Genomic DNA, 16,927 nt, shown 5'->3' with positions numbered 1-16,927 from the left:
ACGTCCGAGGTGCGCATTAGCCTGGAAGGATGACCTCCGCCTCCGCGCTGCTCTCCGGGCAGACCCCGCTCGCCGTGCGGATGCGCCCGGTGTCGCTCGACGAGGTCGCCGGACAGCGGCATCTGCTGCGCGCGGGTTCGCCGATCGTCGCCCTCGCCGATCCGGACGCGGCCGCCCCCGGGGCGGTCTCGATCATCCTCTGGGGTCCCCCCGGGACCGGGAAGACGACGCTCGCCCAGGCGATCGCCCGCTCGTCGGGTCGTCGGTTCGTCGAGTTGTCGGCGATCACCGCCGGGGTCAAGGACGTGCGGGAGGTGATGCAGGAGGCGATCACGCAGCGCGACCTGTACGGCCAGACCACGATCCTCTTCCTCGACGAGATCCACCGGTTCACGAAAGCCCAGCAGGATGCGCTGCTGCTCGGGGTCGAGAACGGGTGGGTCATCCTGATCGCGGCGACGACGGAGAACCCTTCGTTCTCGGTGATCTCACCTCTGCTCTCCCGGTCACTGCTGCTGACGCTGCAGCCTCTGACCGACGACGACATCGGGCTGCTCGTCGACCGCGCGGTCGACGACCCCCGCGGGCTGCATGGGGCGGTCGCGCTCGGCGACGACGCCCGGGCCGCTCTCGTCCGCCTCGCCTCCGGTGATGCTCGACGCGCACTGACCGGCCTCGAGGCGGGCGCGGCTGTCGCGCTGTCGCACGTCGCGGCCGACGGATCCCGCTCCGACGAGGCGGACGACGCCGATGAGCGCGCGGCCGAGAAGAGCGGAGACGACGACGTCGCAGGTGACACCGCCGACACCGACACCGACACCGACACGGCCGACACCGCCGTCCCGGTGGTCACGGCGGACGACATCGCGCAGGCCGTCGACCGGGCGCTGCTGCGATACGACCGGCAGGGCGACGAGCACTACGACGTCATCAGCGCGTTCATCAAGTCGATCCGCGGTTCGGATCCCGATGCGGCGCTGCACTACCTGGCGCGGATGATCGAGGCCGGCGAGGACCCCCGCTTCATCGCCCGTCGGCTCGTGATCTCGGCGTCGGAAGACGTCGGCCTCGCCGACCCCCAGGCGCTCGTGATCGCCGTCGCCGCCGCCGACGCCGTCGCCTTCATCGGCATGCCGGAGGGACGAATCCCGCTCGCCGAGGCGACGGTGTACCTCGCGACCACGGCCAAGTCCAACGCGGCCTACGCCGGGATCGACGCCGCGATCGCCGACATCCGCAAGGGCGGGTTCGGTCGCGTGCCCCTCCACCTGCGCGATGCGCACTACCCGGGAGCGAAGCGACTGGGTCATGGCCGCGGCTATCGCTACCCGCACGACAACGACGCCGGCATCGTCCCTCAGCAGTACCTCCCGGACGAACTGCAGGGGCGCCGCTACTACGCACCCAAGCCCCTCGGTGCGGAGCGCGACGTCTCGGCTCGTCTCGAGCGCATCCGCCGCATCCTTGACGGCCGCTGAACCGACCGCCCTGGGCGGGGTGCGAACGCCGGGGCGACCCCTTACAGTGGCGGGGTGACGCGCTCCCCGCTCCGCATCCCGCCGGATCGAGACCTCTCCATCGACTTCGTGCGGGCGATCTGCCTGCCGGTCGTCGTCGTGCTCCACACGCTGCAGATGGGGATCGACGGAGACCCGCCACTCGCCTTCAACGCCCTCGCCGAATGGCGCCCACTGGCGGCGATCACGTGGATCGGCATGATCATGCCGACGTTCTTCATCGCGGGAGGGTTCGCGGGCATCACCACCTGGCGACGGCTGCAGCAACGCGGCGAATCGGCGGGGGAGTACATCCGGGTGCGAGCGCTGCGACTCGCGCGTCCGGTGCTGCTGGCCATGGTGGGGGTGCTGCTGGTGCTGGGGGTCATGGCCCTCTGCGGTGCCGACGGCGAGTTCCTGCGCTCATTCGCGTTCCGGCTGGCCGAGCCGCTGTGGTTCATCGCGGTCTACGCGATCTGCACCTCGTTCGTCCCGCTCATGGCCTGGCTGCATCGCCGGGCGGCCTGGCCGACGTACGGGGGGCTGGCCGCGCTCGTGGTCGTCGTCGACCTCGCGGTGCGGTTCGCGGATGCGCCTCTCGGCGCGCTCAATTGGCTGTTCGTCTGGCTGTTCGTGCAACAGCTCGGTTTCGGCGTGCGCGACCAGTGGTACTCCCGCCGACCGAGATGGCTGCTCGCCCTGCTCGCCGCTGTCGCCTACGGGCTGATGGCCATCGCCGTGCTGGCGTTGGGCTACGACCCCGACATGATCGCGAATCTCAATCCGCCGACGGTCGTGCTGCTCCTGCTCGGACTCGCGCAGGTGTACCTCTTCACGCTGCTGCAGCCGGCCATCCGCGCACTCATGCGACGGCGCGCGGCACTGGCGGTGGTCGGCACCCTCGGTGTTTTCGGCATGACGATCTACCTGTGGCACACGGTGGCGATGGCCGTGGTCGTCGGGGTGCAACTGGCGCTCGGGATGCCGTTCCCTCCCGCGCTGACCCCGACGTGGTGGGCGACGCGCGTGCCGTGGCTGATCGCGATCGTGCTGGTGATCGCGGTGCTGTGCGCGCTGGTGCCGCGCATCGAGCGTCGCCTGCCGCGGGAACGCGAGCGGCCCATGCCGCTCTGGGCGTCGGCGACGGCGACCCTCGCGATCGTCGGATCGGTGGGCTGGGTGCTCGCGCGCGGCTATCTGGATACCGGCACCGCGGGAGCGGTCGGCGTCCTCGTGCTCGCCATCGTCTGGCTCACGAACGGCGGCCCTGGTGAATCGGCCGCGCCGCCGGTGGTCGATGATTCGGCGCGACCAGGAGCCCTCCGCGACGGATCGCGTCTCTGATAGACTTGAGCGGCTCGAAACCGAGTTTTCGGGCATCACCTCGTTCACACCCCACCTCGACGGCACCCCGGCGTGCGCCCCGAGGCAGAGCGAGGAGATACGTCCGTGAGTCGCGAGAGACGCGACCACGTCATCGGAAGGACAGCTTCGTGACCACGAAGTCCCAGGACCGCCGCAAGGTCCGCCTCAGCCGTGCCCTCGGCATCCCGCTCACCCCGAAGGCCGCCCGCTACCTCGAGAAGCGTCCCTACGCTCCGGGCGAGCACGGCCGCACCAAGCGCAAGGCCGACAGCGACTACGCCGTCCGTCTGCGTGAGAAGCAGCGTCTGCGCGAGCAGTACGGCATCCGCGAGAAGCAGATGCGCAACACGTTCAACGAGGCTCGTCGTCAGGACGGCCTGACCGGTGAGAACCTCGTCGAGCTGCTCGAGATGCGTCTCGACGCGCTCGTGCTGCGCGCCGGCTTCGCCCGCACCACGGCGCAGGCGCGCCAGCTGGTCGTGCACCGTCACATCCTCGTCGACGGCCAGCTCGTCGACCGCCCGTCGTTCCGCGTGAAGCCGGGCCAGCTCATCCACGTCAAGGCCAAGAGCGAGGGCACCGAGCCCTTCCAGGTGGCAGCCGCCGGCGGTCACGCCGAGGTCCTGCCCCCCGTTCCGGGCTACCTCGAGGTCGAGCTCGACAAGCTCCAGGCCCGTCTGGTCCGTCGTCCGAAGCGCGCCGAGGTCCCCGTGACCTGCGAAGTGCAGCTCGTCGTCGAGTACTACGCGGCTCGCTGAGCCCCTGGGCGCCGCTGGTCGGCGTCCGCAACGAGAGGCGTCGGGGTCACCCCGACGCCTCTCGTCGTTTCCGCATACGATGGAGACGCCGCGCCCTCGCGGCCCCCAGGCAAGGATGACGTTGATGAAGAGCATGCTGTGGTTCCTGATCGGTGTGATCGGCGGCTTCGTGGCCGCGCACTTCATGAACAAGGACCCGCGCGGGCACGACATGCTCGCCGAGGTCGACGCGCGGATCAACGGGTTCACCGCTCTCATCGGTGACGCGTACCGCGCCCAGGAGGCGCGGCTCACCGACCCCGCCGACAGCTGACCCCGCGCATCCGCACCCCCACCCCTCCGACCAAGGACACCCGGCACACATGAAATCCGCGGACATCGCGCAGCGCTACCTCGACTTCTTCGAGAAGAACGACCACGTCATCGTCCCCTCGGCCTCGCTGGTCAGCGAGGACCCGTCGCTGCTCTTCACCGTGGCCGGCATGGTGCCGTTCATCCCGTACCTGACCGGTGTCGTGCCGTCGCCGCACCCGCGCATCGCCGACGTGCAGAAGTGCATCCGCACCAACGACATCGAGGAGGTCGGCCGGACCGCGCGCCACGGGACCTTCTTCCAGATGCTCGGCAACTGGTCGTTCGGCGACTACTTCAAGGAGGGGGCGATCCGCTACGCGTGGGAGCTCCTCACCAGCTCCGAGGCCGACGGCGGTTTCGCCTTCGACGAGAAGGACCTCTGGGTCACCGTCTACGAGACCGACGACGAGGCCGAGTCGATCTGGCGCGACGTGATCGGTCTGAAGCCGGAACGCATCCAGCGCCTGGGCCGTGCCGACAACTACTGGAACACCGGACAGCCCGGTCCCGGCGGTCCCGACTCGGAAATCTTCTTCGACCGGGGGCCGGCCTACGGCAAGGACGGCGGTCCCGCCGCCGACGACTCGCGGTTCCTGGAGATCTGGAACCTCGTGTTCATGCAGGACTTCATCGAGAACGTGCGCGGCAAGACCGAGTTCGACATCGTCGGCGAGCTGCCGCAGAAGAACATCGACACCGGCATGGGCCTGGAGCGCGTCGCCTTCCTCAAGCAGGGCGTCGAGAACATGTACGAGATCGACCAGGTGCGGCCGGTGCTCGACCGCGCGGTCGAACTGTCCGGCCGTCCGTACGGCAAGGCGCACGACGACGACGTCCGCTTCCGCGTGATCGCCGACCACGTGCGCTCGTCGCTCATGCTGCTCTCCGACGGCGTCCGCCCGTCCAACGAGGGTCGCGGATACATCCTGCGCCGCCTCATGCGCCGTACCGTGCGCGCGATGCGCCTCCTCGGCGTCGACGAGCCGGTGTTCCCCGAGCTCTTCTCGACGTCGCGCGACGCCATGAAGCAGTCCTACCCCGAGCTCGAACGCGACTGGTCGACCCTCTCGTCGGCGGCGTTCGCCGAGGAGGAGACCTTCCGCCGCACGCTCGCCCAGGGGTCGACGATCCTCGACCTCGCGCTCGACGAGACGAAGAAGGAGGGCAAGGCGGCGCTCAGCGGCTCCGAGGCCTTCCTGCTGCACGACACCTACGGCTTCCCGATCGATCTCACCCTCGAGGTGGCAGAGGAGGCCGGCCTGCAGGTCGACCGTGCCGCGTTCGACACCCTCATGCGCGAGCAGCGTGATCGCGCCAAGGCGGATGCGCGCAACCGCAAGCGCCAGCTCGCCGACGTCTCGGTCTACCGTGACCTCCGCGCGCTCGGCGAGACCCGGTTCGACGGCTACACCGAGCTCGAGGTCGAGTCGCGCGTGCTCGGCCTGCTGGTCGACGGCCAGGCTGTGCTGAGTGCTGCGGAAGGTCAGATCGCCGAGATCGTGCTCTCCGAGACCACGCTCTACGCCGAGTCGGGCGGTCAGGTGGCCGACAAGGGCACGATCGTGGGCCCGGGCTACGAGCTCGAGGTCATCGACGTGCAGCGTCCGGTGCCCGGACTGATCAGCCACACCGTCGAGGTCGTGCGCGGCACGGTCGCCGTCGACGATGCGGCGACGACGGTCGTCGACGCGAAGAACCGTCGCGCGGCACGGCAGGCGCACTCCGCCACGCACCTGGTGCACGCCGCGCTCCGCGACACGCTCGGCCCGACGGCCACCCAGGCGGGCTCGCTGAACCGCGCCGGCTACATGCGCTTCGACTTCTCGTGGTCGCAGGCACTGTCGACCGACACCCGTTCGGAGATCGAGGAGATCGCCAACCGCGCGGTGCAGGACGCCCTCGAGGTGACCACCCGCATCGTCTCGCTCGACGAAGCGAAGGAAGCCGGCGCCATGGCCCTCTTCGGCGAGAAGTACGGCGACGTCGTGCGCATGGTCGACATCGGAGGCCCCTGGTCACGCGAGCTCTGCGCGGGAACGCACGTGGGGTCGAGCGCCGAGATCGGTCTCGTCAGCGTCGTCGGCGAGTCGTCGGTCGGATCGTCGAACCGCCGCATCGAGGCTCTCGTCGGCGCCGACGCGTTCCGTGAGCTGGCCGCCGAGCGCGCGATCGTCTCGCAGCTGACCTCGTCGCTGAAGACTCCGCGCGAGCAGCTTCCCGAGCGCATCGCCGACCTCGCTGCGAGCCTCAAGGCCGCGGAGAAGCGGATCGCGCAGTTCGAGGCGAAGGAGCGAGCCGGTCAGGTGCCGGCCATCGCCGACGCCGCGCAGCGCATCGGCTCCTACCGTGTCGCCACCCAGTCGCTCGGGGCTCTCGCCTCCGCCGATGATCTGCGCGACCTGGTGCTCGGCGTTCGCGATCGCCTCGGCTCGGAGGCGGCGGTCGTCGCGCTCGGTGCCGAGATCGGCGGCCGACCGGTCGTCGTCGTGGCGACCAACGACGCCGCACGCGGCGCCGGAGCGAAGGCCGGACCGCTGGCCAAGCGCGCCGCCGGCATCCTCGGCGGAGGCGGCGGCGGTCGTGACGACGTCGCACAGGGCGGCGGTGCGGATGCTGCTGCGCTGCCCGCGGCGCTCGACGCCATCGTCCAGGAGCTGCGCGGCGCGTGAGCGGTTTCCGCCGCGGGGTGCGTCTCGGCATCGACGTCGGGCGCGCCCGCGTGGGCGTCGCCCGGTGTGATCCGGACGGCATGCTGGCCGTACCGGTCGAGACGGTGCCGAGGAACGACGACTCGATCGAGCGCATCGCGCAGCTCGTCGCGGAGTACGAACCGATCGAGATCGCGGTGGGCCTGCCCGTGAACATGCAAGGCACCGACACCCCGTCGACGCAGGACGCTCGCGACTTCGCGGCCGCCGTGAGCACCCGGACGGCGGTGCCGGTACGCCTGGTCGACGAGCGGCTGAGCACGGTCTCCGCGCATGCCGCTCTGCGATCTTCGGGCAGAAACCAGAAGAATTCTCGTAGCATTGTGGATCAGGTCGCCGCCGTGGTGCTGCTGCAGCAGGCGATCGACGTGGAGAAGAGCACCGGAAACCCGGCCGGTGCCGCTGTCCCGCCGAACGAGGAGTCTTCCTGAGCATGTCCGAACGCGATGGCGCATCCCCGGCCCAGGGCCCCGACGAGCGCCTCGGCGATCTCTTCGCCAACCTGCCGGACCCCACCCCGCAGCACCCGACCGTCGACGACGACACCCCCGCGCCCGGCTCGCGCCGCGCGGCGCGTGAGGCGGCGGCCCGGCGTGCGACTCGGGGGAGCGACGACGCCGATCCGCGACCCGCGGCACCCGATTCCCCCACTCCTGCCGCGGGCGAGAGGCTCCCGACGTCGGATGCGGCGCCGATCGCGGCGGCTGCTCCCGTCGCCGCGGCACGGCGGCCCGATCCGTCGCTCGTCGAGGCGCCGCCCGCGGAGGTGCGCTCGTCATCGGAGAAGACCTCGACAGCGGTGGAGGACGCGCCTCACCCCGCCGAACCGCGCGACGGGGGACTCGACGATCTCTTCGCCTCCGCCGACGACCACCGCACGAACCGAACGCGCCCGAAGCGGCGGCGCGGCTGCCTCGTCGCGCTCATCGTCGTGCTCGCCATCCTCGGCGGCATCGCCGCCGCCGGCGTGTGGGCCATGAACACATACGGCGACCGCATCTCGGAGCTGCTCGGAACGGGGGAGCCCGCGGACTGGGAGCCCGGGCTCGCCACCGGCGAGGTCACGGTGACGATCGCCGACGGAGACACCGGCCGGCCCGTGTCGACCGCGCTGTACGAGGCGGGCGTCACGCGCACCGAGGACGTGTTCTACGACTACCTCATCGACGAAGGACTGAACCCGATCTTCTATCCGGGCGTGTACAAGCTCCAGAAGAAGATGACGGCGGAAGCCGCGCTGGAGGCGCTCTCCGACGAGGCGAACCGCATGGAGAACACCGTCTCGATGGGGGAGGGCGCGACGATCGCGTCGTCGCTCCCGGCGATGGCCGAGACGCTCGGCCTTCCGCTCGCCGACTTCGAGGCCGCGGTGGCGGATCCCGCGGCGTACGGGGTCTCGGCGCAGAGCCTCGAGGGTTGGCTGTTCCCCGCGGTGTACACGTTCGACCCGGAGGTGACCGCCGCGCAGGTGATCCAGCGCATGGTCGACCGCACGCGCGAATCCCTGACCGCGGCCGGCGTGCCGGACGATCAGGCGGAACGAGTGCTCACGGTCGCGTCGATCGTGCAGCGCGAAGGCCGCACATCCGACTTCGACAAGGTCGCGCGGGTGATCGAGAACCGTTTGGCGATCGACATGAAGCTGCAGATGGACTCGACGGCGCAGTACGGGTACGGCTCGCTGCACGAGGGCGTCGTCTCGAGCTCGGCCGAGGCGCTGGCCGACGACAACCCCTGGAACACGTACGTGCACACCGGGCTGCCGGCCACGCCGATCGCAAGCCCGAGTGAAGCCGCGATCACGGCCGCCATGAACCCCGCGGACGGCCCGTGGCTGTACTTCGTCACGATCGACCTCTCGACGGGCGAGACCCAGTTCTCCGAGACCTACGAGGAGCACCAGGTCGGCATCGAGAAGTGGCGCGAGTGGTGCCGCGCCAACCCGGATGCCGGCTGCTGAGGTGGCGCGCACCCGCCTCGCGGTATGGGGCGATCCGATCGGGCACTCGAAGTCGCCCGTGCTGCATGCGGCCGCCTACGACGTGCTCGGACTCGATTGGCGCTACGAGCGCCGACGCGTCGACGCTGCGCTGTTCGATGAAGCCCTCTCGGCCCTCGACGCGGAGTGGCGGGGACTCTCGCTGACGATGCCGCTCAAGGAGGTGGCCTTCCGTGCGGCCGCGTCGCACGACGCGCACGCCGAACTCACGGGCGCCGTGAACACGGTGCTGCTCGGCGAGAGCATCCGCGGGTTCAACACCGACGTGGGCGGCATCGTGGACGCCCTCGCCGAACACGGCCTCGCGGGCGCGTCGCGGGTGCGCATCCTCGGCGCGGGCGCGACCGCGGCCTCCGCCCTGGTCGCGACCGCCGAGTCCGGAGCGCACGACGTCGAGGTGCGCGCCCGGCGCCCCGAACGCGGTGCGCCGTTGACCGCCCTCGGCGAGCGGCTGGGCATCCGGGTGTCGATCGCGGCGTTCGACGACGCGGCTACCGACGTCGACCTCACCGTCGCGACCCTCCCGAGCGGAACGGCGCTGCCGGAGGACTCGGTCGACCGCCTGAGCGCGGCGGGTGGGGCGCTCTTCGACGCGGCCTACGCGCCGTGGCCCTCGGCGCTGGCCGGCGCATGGCAGGGCACCGCCGTCTCCGGACTCGGGATGCTGCTGCACCAGGCGGTCCGCCAGATCCGGATCTTCCTCCACGGCACCCCGACGGATGCTCTGCCCAACGAGCCCGCCGTGGTCGATGCGATGCGCGCGGCCCTCGCCGACGCGTCGTGAAACCTACCCGTCGGCGCATGGGAGACTAGAGCAATGCTCCGCGTGCTCACCGCCGGCGAATCGCACGGCCCCGAACTCATCGCCATCATCGAGGGCCTGCCGTCGGGTGTGCCCGTCGCCGCCGAGGCGATCCAGGCCGACCTGCAGCGCCGCAAGCTCGGGTACGGCCGCGGCTCGCGCATGAAGTTCGAGCAGGACGAGCTGTCGATCTCCGGCGGCGTCCGCCACGGCCTGACCCTGGGCAGCCCGGTTGCCCTGCGCATCGGCAACACGGAGTGGCCGAAGTGGACCGAGGTCATGAGCCCGGAGCCGATCGAACTCACCGAGAAGTCGCGCGGACGCGGTGCGCCCCTCACCCGGCCGCGCCCCGGCCACGCCGATCTCGTCGGCATGCAGAAGTACGACTTCGACGAGGCGCGACCGATCCTCGAACGCGCGAGTGCACGAGAGACCGCGGCACGCGTCGCCCTGGGCGCGGTGGCGCGTTCGTTCCTCGGCGAGCTCGGCATCCGACTCGTCAGCCACACCCTCTCGATCGGCCCCGTGCAGGTGCCCGCCGACTCGGCGCTCCCGACGCCCGACGACGTCGACGCCCTCGACGCCGATCCGCTCCGCTGCTTCGACGCCGCGACCTCCGCTCTGATGATCGCCGAGGTCGACGACGCGAAGAAGGACGGCGACACGCTCGGTGGCATCGTCGAGGTGCTCGCGTACGGCCTGCCCCCGGGGCTCGGCTCGCACGTGCACTACGACCGCCGCCTCGACGCGCGCCTCGCGCAGGCGCTCATGAGCATCCAGGCGATCAAGGGCGTCGAGGTCGGCGACGGCTTCGAGACCACGCGCCGCCGCGGCTCCGCCGCGCACGACGAGCTGTTCGTGGCGGCCGACGGCATCACCCGCGGCTCCGACCGTGCCGGCGGTCTCGAAGGGGGCATGTCGACCGGCACCGTGCTGCGGGTGCGGGCCGGCATGAAGCCGATCGCCACCGTCCCGCACGCCCTCCGCACGATCGACGTCGCCACGGGCGACACCGCCACCGCGCATCACCAGCGGTCCGACGTCTGCGCGGTCCCGGCCGCGGGTGTCGTCGCCGAGGCCATGGTCGCGATCGAGCTCGCCCGCGCGGTGCTCGAGAAGTTCGGCGGCGACAGCATCCGCGAGACCCGCCGCAACCTCGAGGGCTACCTGCAGGGCATCCCCGACGAGCTGCGCACCGCTCCCGCGTCGGAGGCGGCGCTCCTCGCCCATGACGACCGAGGCTGAGCCGCTCGACATCGTGCTCGTCGGCCCGATGGGCGCGGGCAAGACCAGCGTCGGCCGACGCGTGGCCCGTCGACTCGGCGTGCCGTTCATCGACACGGACAAGAGGATCGTGGCCGCGCACGGCCCGATCCCGGCGATCTTCGCCGAGCACGGCGAGGAGCGCTTCCGGGAGTGGGAGCGCGGTGTCGTCGCCGAGGCTCTCGCCGAGGGCGGCGTGGTGTCGCTCGGCGGGGGAGCGGTGACCGATGCCGGCACGCGCGACCTGCTGCGCGACCACCCGGTGGTCTTCCTCACGGTGAGCGCGGATGCCGTCGCCGACCGGATCCGCGGCACGAACCGCCCCCTCCTGGCCGACGACGACCCCGTGGCGCGCTGGACGAGCATCTTCGAGGCGCGCCGCCCCTGGTACGAAGAGGTCGCCACGGCGACGTTCGACACCTCACGACGACCGATGCAGAGGATCGCGGACGAGATCGCGACCTGGAGGAGGACACTGGCATGAGCACGACGACCATTCCCGTCACGGGAGCACAGGCCTACGAGGTCACCATCGGGCGCGGCATCCTCGACCGGGTGTCCGCCGCCCTCGAACCCGGTGTGCGGAAGATCCTCGTGGTCCACCCGCCCACGCTCGCGGCGCGTGCGGCCGAGCTGCGAGACCGGCTGCTGGCCGACGCGGCAAACGGACCGCGCGAGGTACTCCTCGCCGAGATCCCCGATGCCGAGCAGGGCAAGCGCATCGAGGTGGCCGCCTTCTGCTGGCAGGTCATGGGACAGGCGGACTTCACCCGCACCGACGCGGTCGTGGGCTACGGCGGCGGTGCGGTGACCGATGTCGCGGGCTTCGTCGCCGCGACCTGGCTGCGCGGCATCCAAGTCGTGCAGGTTCCGACGACCGTGCTCGGACTCGTCGACGCGTCCATCGGCGGCAAGACCGGCGTCAACACGGCCGAGGGCAAGAACCTCGTCGGCGCCTTCTGGGCACCGCGGGCGGTCGTGGGAGACCTCGACGAGCTCGCCAGCCTCAGTCCGAACGAGGCGACCGCGGGATTCGCCGAGGTCGTCAAGGCCGGCTTCATCTGGGCGCCGGAGATCCTCGACATCGTCGAAGCCGACCCGGCCCGCGCCGTCGACCCGACCACCGACGAATTCCGACGCGCCGTCGAGCTCGCCGTCGAGATGAAGGCGGCGGTGGTGTCGGAGGACTTCCGCGAGGCGGGGCAGCGCGAGATCCTGAACTACGGCCACACCCTCGGGCACGCGATCGAGCACGCCGAGCGCTACCGCTGGCGGCACGGGGCGGCCATCTCGGTCGGCATGCTGTTCGCCGCCGAGCTGTCGCGTCTCGCCGGTCGTCTGCCGGACGAGGCCGCGGTGCGCCACCGCAGCGTGCTCGAGTCGCTCGGACTGCCGACCTCGTACCGCGCCGGTGCATGGCCGCAGCTGCTCGCGACCATGCAGCGCGACAAGAAGGCGCGCGGCGGGATGCTGCGCTTCATCCTGCTCGACGACATCGCGAAGCCGACCGTGCTGCAGGCACCGGACGAGTCACTGCTCTTCGCGGCGTACCAGGAGGTCGGGGAGTGAGCGCGCGTCTTCTGCTCGTGAACGGACCGAACCTCAACCTCCTCGGCACGCGGGAGCCCGAGGTCTACGGCACGGCGACCCTGGCGGATGTGGAACGCCTCGCCGCCGCCGCCGCGCTCGATGCGGGCTACGGGCTGCGTGCGATCCAGAGCAACCACGAGGGCGTGCTCATCGACGCGATCCACGAAGCGCGCGGCGACTGCGTCGGCATCGTGATCAACCCGGGCGGCCTCACTCACACGTCCGTCTCGCTGCGCGATGCGCTGACCGGCGTCGGCCTGCCCTTCGCCGAAGTGCACATCTCGGACGTGCATGCGCGCGAGGAGTTCCGCCACCACTCCTACCTTGACGACGTGGCCGCCGTCCGCGTGATCGGGCAGGGCATCGACGGCTACGCCGAGGCCGTGCGGCGCCTCACGGCGCTCATCCCTTAGAATCGACTGTCGGCTCCGCCCCCGCAGGGCGACGACGGCCGCGAAACCCCACAGGAACGGAAACCTCCCGCGCATGGCATCTACCGCAGACATCAAGAACGGCGTCGTCCTCAGCATCGACGGACAGCTCTGGAGCGTCATCGAGTTCCAGCACGTCAAGCCGGGCAAGGGCGGGGCGTTCGTGCGCACCAAGCTGAAGAACGTCGTGTCGGGCAAGGTCGTCGACCGCACCTACAACGCGGGCGCGAAGATCGAGATCGAGAACGTCGACCGCCGCGACTTCACCTACCTCTACACCGACGGTGACGGGTTCGTGTTCATGGACGCCGCAGACTACGACCAGATCACGGTCGGCGCGGCCACCGTCGGCGACGCGAAGAACTTCCTGCTGGAGAACCAGCAGGTCACGATCGCACTCAACAACGGCAACCCCCTCTACATCGACCTGCCGGCGTCCGTCATCCTCGAGGTGACCTACACCGAGCCCGGTCTGCAGGGCGACCGCTCGTCGGCCGGCACCAAGCCCGCCACGCTCGAGACCGGCTACGAGATCCAGGTTCCGCTGTTCCTCGAGACCGGCACCAAGGTCAAGGTCGACACCCGCACGGGTGAGTACCTCGGTCGCGAGAAGTAAGGCGTGAGCGCCCGGACGAAGGCGCGCAAGCGCGCACTCGACATCCTGTTCTCCGCCGACGTACGCGGCGACGAGGTGCAGGTCGCCCTCGCCGCCGAGGCGAAGCGCGCGGCCAGCGAGCCCGCCCGCGAGGCGTCATGGCTATACGCGCGGGAGATCGTCGATGGCATCATCGATCACCGCGACGAGATCGACGAGCACATCACGACGCACAGCCGCGATTGGAAGCTCGACCGCATGCCGGCGGTGGATCGTGCGCTGCTGCGCATCGGCGCGTGGGAGATCGTCTACAACGACGAGGTCCCGACCGCGGTCGCGATCGACGAGGCCGTGGAACTCGCCAAGGAGTTCTCGACCGACGACTCCGGCGCCTTCGTGCACGGCGTGCTCGCCCGGGTGGCGCGCGCGGTCTGACCGGTTGCGGGCGTCGGGGGCCCGATGCCGATGCCGGTGTCGGTGGCACCGGAGAGGATGACGGGCATGGCCTCCCCTGACGACCCCCGTCGCCCGATGACGGATTGGCGCGCGCTGGTCGGCTCCGACGACGAGGGCGAGGCGATGCCGCTCGCCCTCGGCGTCGAGGTGCGCTATCGCGATGCCCGTCACGCGAACCCCTGGGGGTCGCGCCCCGCGCGGTCGGCGACGCCGCGAGACGTCGCCCGCGGCGGTGGCGAGGTGCTGCTGGGCATCCGCCCGCTCGAACGCAGCCCCGCGTCCGGCGACTGGGTGCAGGGAGCGGCCACCTGGGATGCGGTACGGCGCTCTCCGGCGCGCTACGGGCGACGCCGAACCCGGTGGTTCGCGGATCTGCTCAGCATTGCGCGCGACTCGCTGCTGTCCGGCACTGCGGGCGACTGGCTCCTGCTCGATCATCTGGAGTCGCCGCTGCTCTGGACGCACCTGCACGCCGCGGCTGCTCTCGGCATCCCGCTGGTGCCGACGCAGAAGAAGGTCACCGTCGAACTGCGCGACCGGATCGCGGTGGGCGCGGTCATCCGTCGCACCGACGCCGGTGACCTGACGGTCGAACCCGAGATCGGTGCGGCCGGCGACGACCCGACGTTCACCGGAGCGCTGCTGCGGCCGATCGGACGGAACGGGCTCTACGCGGCCGCGCAGACCGGAGATCGACTGCACGTCGTGCTGGCCGAGACCGCGGCGGGCGAGGCTGGGCAGTCACTCCTGGCGCTCGGTGCCGCAGTGCACATCCCTCGACACGACGAGGAGGACTTCCTCCGCGAGGCGTATCCACGGCTGGCGCGCGGTGTCGCCGTGCGCACGCAGGGGGCCGTCTCCCTCCCGCCGCTGCCGCGTCCGCGTGCCGTGCTCTCCCTCTCGTTCCGCCGCGGCGACACCATCGAGTACGCGTTCGGGTGGGACTACGCGGGTTTCGGTCGGGCATCCTTCGAACCCGACGGCTCGGGCTTCCGCGACCCTGAGGCGGAGAGCGAGGTGCACGCGCACGTCGCCTCCCTCTGGCAGCAGATGGTGGGGAGCGCCTTCACCGCGCGGGGTGCCTTCCACGAGATCGAGGCCGCGGAGTTCGCGACCCGACTCGTGCCTCGGCTGGAGGCGGAGGGAGTGCGGGTCGAGACGACCGGGCGGCGTAAGACGTACACCGAGCTCACCGGTGAACCCGAGCTGACCGTGTCGACGATGGAGACCCCCGACTCCGACTGGTTCGACCTCGGGGTGCTGGTCCGCATCGATGGCCGCGTGATCCCGTTCGAGCCGCTGTTCACGGCTCTCGTCACCGGACGCAAGAAGCTCCTGCTCGTCGACGGCACCCACTTCTCGCTGCAGCATCCCGCCCTCGACCGCCTGCGCGAACTGCTCGACGAGGCCGCGCAGCTCGACGAGTGGGAGACCGGGCCCCGTCTGCACCGTTCGCAGGTCGCGCTGTGGGAGGAGTTCGAGGACCTGGCCGACGAGGCGCTGCCCGCGCGCGCATGGCGGGAACTCGCCGAGGGACTCCGCGACGTCGCCGCGGTCCCTCCCGTCCCTCCGCCCATGGGGTTGCGCGCCGACCTGCGCCCGTACCAGCAGCAGGGCCTCGACTGGCTGGCGTTGCTCTGGGCGCACGGCCTCGGCGGGATCCTCGCCGACGACATGGGACTGGGCAAGACCCTGCAGATCCTCGCGCTGATCCTGCACGCACGGGAGGCGGGGGAGCACCGCCCGTTCCTCGTGATCGCGCCCACCTCGGTGGTCGGTGGCTGGCGGGCGGAAGCCGCGCGCTTCGCGCCAGGGCTGCGCGTGCAACTGAGAGACGCGACCCGGGCATCCGGGCTGGCCGAGCCTCTCGATGCCGACGTCGTCGTCACCACCTACGCCATCGCCCGGCTCGACGAACCGGTGTTCACCGCGGTCGACTGGGCCGCGCTCGTGCTCGACGAGGCGCAGTTCGTCAAGAATCCGGCGACCAAGCTGCATCAGGCGATCGCCGCGATCCCCGCCCGTGCGGTGTATGCGGTCACCGGCACCCCGCTGGAGAACGGGCTGTCGGAGCTGTGGGCGCTGCTCTCGCTCACGGCCCCCGGGCTCTTCCCCTCGGCCCGGGCCTTCCGGGAGCGCTACATCCAACCGATCGAACAAGGCAAAGTGCCCGAGAACGCGGAGGGCGGCGAGTATCGGGAGCGACGCCTCGCGCAGTTGCGCCGGCGCATGCGTCCGCTGCTCCTGCGGCGCACGAAGGACCTCGTCGCCGATGAGCTCCCGGCGCGGCAGGAGCAGATCCTCGACGTCGAACTGGGCTCGGCGCATCGCGAACTCTACGAGACGGTGCTGCAGCGCGAACGGCAGAAGATCCTCGGCCTGCTCCCCGAACTCGATCGGCACCGATTCATCGTCTTCCGTTCTCTGACGCTCCTGCGCATGCTCGCGCTGTCGCCCGCGCTGATCGACCCTGCGCACGCGCGCATCGGTTCGCGGAAACTCGATGTGCTGCTCGAGCGGGTCATCGAGCTGCAACAGGAAGGACATCGGGCGCTGGTGTTCAGCCAGTTCACGTCTTTCCTCGATCTGGCGGCGGAGCGCCTGACCGCCGCGGGCATCCCCTACTCCCATCTCGACGGGTCGACCTCGGGTCGTCAGGCCGTGATCGACGGGTTCCGCGAGGGAGACCAGCCGGTCTTCCTGATCAGCCTCAAGGCCGGCGGATTCGGTCTCACGCTCACCGAGGCCGACTACGTGTTTCTGCTCGATCCGTGGTGGAATCCGGCCGCGGAGGCGCAGGCCGTCGACCGCGCGCACCGCATCGGGCAGACCGCGCAGGTGTTCGTCTACCGGATGGTCGCCACCGGAACCATCGAGGAGAAGGTCGTCGAGCTGCAACGCCGCAAAGCGCGGCTGTTCGCGGCGGTGATGGACGACGAAGCGCTGTTCGCGCAATCGCTCACCGCCGACGACATCCAGGGGCTGCTCGGCTGACCCGCTGACCGATCGGGCGGCCCGGCCAGCCGGCCGCGTGCCGCTGCCGCGGCGGGGACGCGCGGATATGCACGGCCGGTCTCCGCCGACGGTCAGCGTGCCCCGGGTAGAATCGG

At 70.8% G+C, this 16,927-nt stretch carries 15 protein-coding genes; all 15 read left to right on the top strand.

Going from position 1 to position 16,927, the window contains the following annotated elements:
- The first annotated feature begins 29 nt into the window (after positions 1 to 29).
- The 15 genes from RWS82_RS05010 (at position 30) to RWS82_RS04940 (ending at position 16,811) form a co-directional block, all read left to right on the top strand.
- Entirely contained in the window at positions 30 to 1,478 is a 1,449-nt protein-coding gene (locus RWS82_RS05010; RefSeq protein WP_314647518.1) for a replication-associated recombination protein A, read from the top strand.
- A 54-nt stretch (positions 1,479 to 1,532) separates the two neighbouring features.
- Entirely contained in the window at positions 1,533 to 2,840 is a 1,308-nt protein-coding gene (locus RWS82_RS05005) for an acyltransferase (protein ID WP_314647517.1), read from the top strand.
- A 149-nt stretch (positions 2,841 to 2,989) separates the two neighbouring features.
- Positions 2,990 to 3,619 carry a 30S ribosomal protein S4 gene (gene rpsD, locus RWS82_RS05000; RefSeq protein WP_314647515.1) on the top strand — a complete coding sequence of 210 codons (630 nt, stop codon included), beginning with the start codon at positions 2,990 to 2,992 and terminating at the stop codon, positions 3,617 to 3,619.
- A gap of 124 nt (positions 3,620 to 3,743) precedes the next feature.
- Positions 3,744 to 3,932 carry a hypothetical protein gene (locus RWS82_RS04995; RefSeq protein ID WP_314647512.1) on the top strand — a complete coding sequence of 63 codons (189 nt, stop codon included), beginning with the start codon at positions 3,744 to 3,746 and terminating at the stop codon, positions 3,930 to 3,932.
- Positions 3,933 to 3,981: 49 nt separating this feature from the next.
- The gene (alaS, locus tag RWS82_RS04990; protein ID WP_314647508.1) at positions 3,982 to 6,642 is read left to right on the top strand and encodes an alanine--tRNA ligase; all 2,661 of its coding nucleotides are present in this window, start codon (positions 3,982 to 3,984) and stop codon (positions 6,640 to 6,642) included.
- Entirely contained in the window at positions 6,639 to 7,112 is a 474-nt protein-coding gene (gene ruvX, locus RWS82_RS04985; RefSeq protein ID WP_314647505.1) for a Holliday junction resolvase RuvX, read from the top strand. The genes alaS and ruvX overlap by 4 nt, the downstream gene beginning before the upstream one ends.
- A 2-nt stretch (positions 7,113 to 7,114) precedes the next feature.
- On the top strand, positions 7,115 to 8,641 hold the full coding sequence (gene mltG, locus RWS82_RS04980; protein WP_314647502.1) for an endolytic transglycosylase MltG: 1,527 nt from the start codon (positions 7,115 to 7,117) through the stop codon (positions 8,639 to 8,641).
- Position 8,642: 1 nt separating this feature from the next.
- Entirely contained in the window at positions 8,643 to 9,464 is an 822-nt protein-coding gene (locus RWS82_RS04975; protein ID WP_314647498.1) for a shikimate dehydrogenase, read from the top strand.
- A gap of 33 nt (positions 9,465 to 9,497) precedes the next feature.
- Positions 9,498 to 10,727 carry a chorismate synthase gene (gene aroC / locus RWS82_RS04970; RefSeq protein ID WP_314647496.1) on the top strand — a complete coding sequence of 410 codons (1,230 nt, stop codon included), beginning with the start codon at positions 9,498 to 9,500 and terminating at the stop codon, positions 10,725 to 10,727.
- On the top strand, positions 10,711 to 11,229 hold the full coding sequence (locus tag RWS82_RS04965) for a shikimate kinase (protein WP_314647494.1): 519 nt from the start codon (positions 10,711 to 10,713) through the stop codon (positions 11,227 to 11,229). The genes aroC and RWS82_RS04965 overlap by 17 nt, the downstream gene beginning before the upstream one ends.
- Entirely contained in the window at positions 11,226 to 12,314 is a 1,089-nt protein-coding gene (gene aroB / locus RWS82_RS04960) for a 3-dehydroquinate synthase (protein WP_314647491.1), read from the top strand. The genes RWS82_RS04965 and aroB overlap by 4 nt, the downstream gene beginning before the upstream one ends.
- The gene (locus RWS82_RS04955; RefSeq protein WP_314647488.1) at positions 12,311 to 12,748 is read left to right on the top strand and encodes a type II 3-dehydroquinate dehydratase; all 438 of its coding nucleotides are present in this window, start codon (positions 12,311 to 12,313) and stop codon (positions 12,746 to 12,748) included. Before aroB ends, RWS82_RS04955 begins: the two co-directional genes overlap by 4 nt.
- Positions 12,749 to 12,821: 73 nt before the next feature.
- The gene (efp, locus tag RWS82_RS04950) at positions 12,822 to 13,382 is read left to right on the top strand and encodes an elongation factor P (protein ID WP_314647485.1); all 561 of its coding nucleotides are present in this window, start codon (positions 12,822 to 12,824) and stop codon (positions 13,380 to 13,382) included.
- A gap of 3 nt (positions 13,383 to 13,385) precedes the next feature.
- Positions 13,386 to 13,796: a transcription antitermination factor NusB gene (gene nusB / locus RWS82_RS04945; protein ID WP_314647483.1), complete on the top strand. Its 411-nt coding sequence runs from the start codon at positions 13,386 to 13,388 to the stop codon at positions 13,794 to 13,796.
- A 66-nt stretch (positions 13,797 to 13,862) separates the two neighbouring features.
- Positions 13,863 to 16,811: a DEAD/DEAH box helicase gene (locus RWS82_RS04940; RefSeq protein WP_314647481.1), complete on the top strand. Its 2,949-nt coding sequence runs from the start codon at positions 13,863 to 13,865 to the stop codon at positions 16,809 to 16,811.
- Positions 16,812 to 16,927: the final 116 nt, after the last annotated feature.

The organism is uncultured Microbacterium sp. (assembly GCF_963528945.1).
GTDB lineage: Bacteria > Actinomycetota > Actinomycetes > Actinomycetales > Microbacteriaceae > Microbacterium.
The sequence above is the reverse complement of the archived record's forward strand: the minus strand, read 5'-3'. Positions and strand labels throughout refer to the sequence as shown.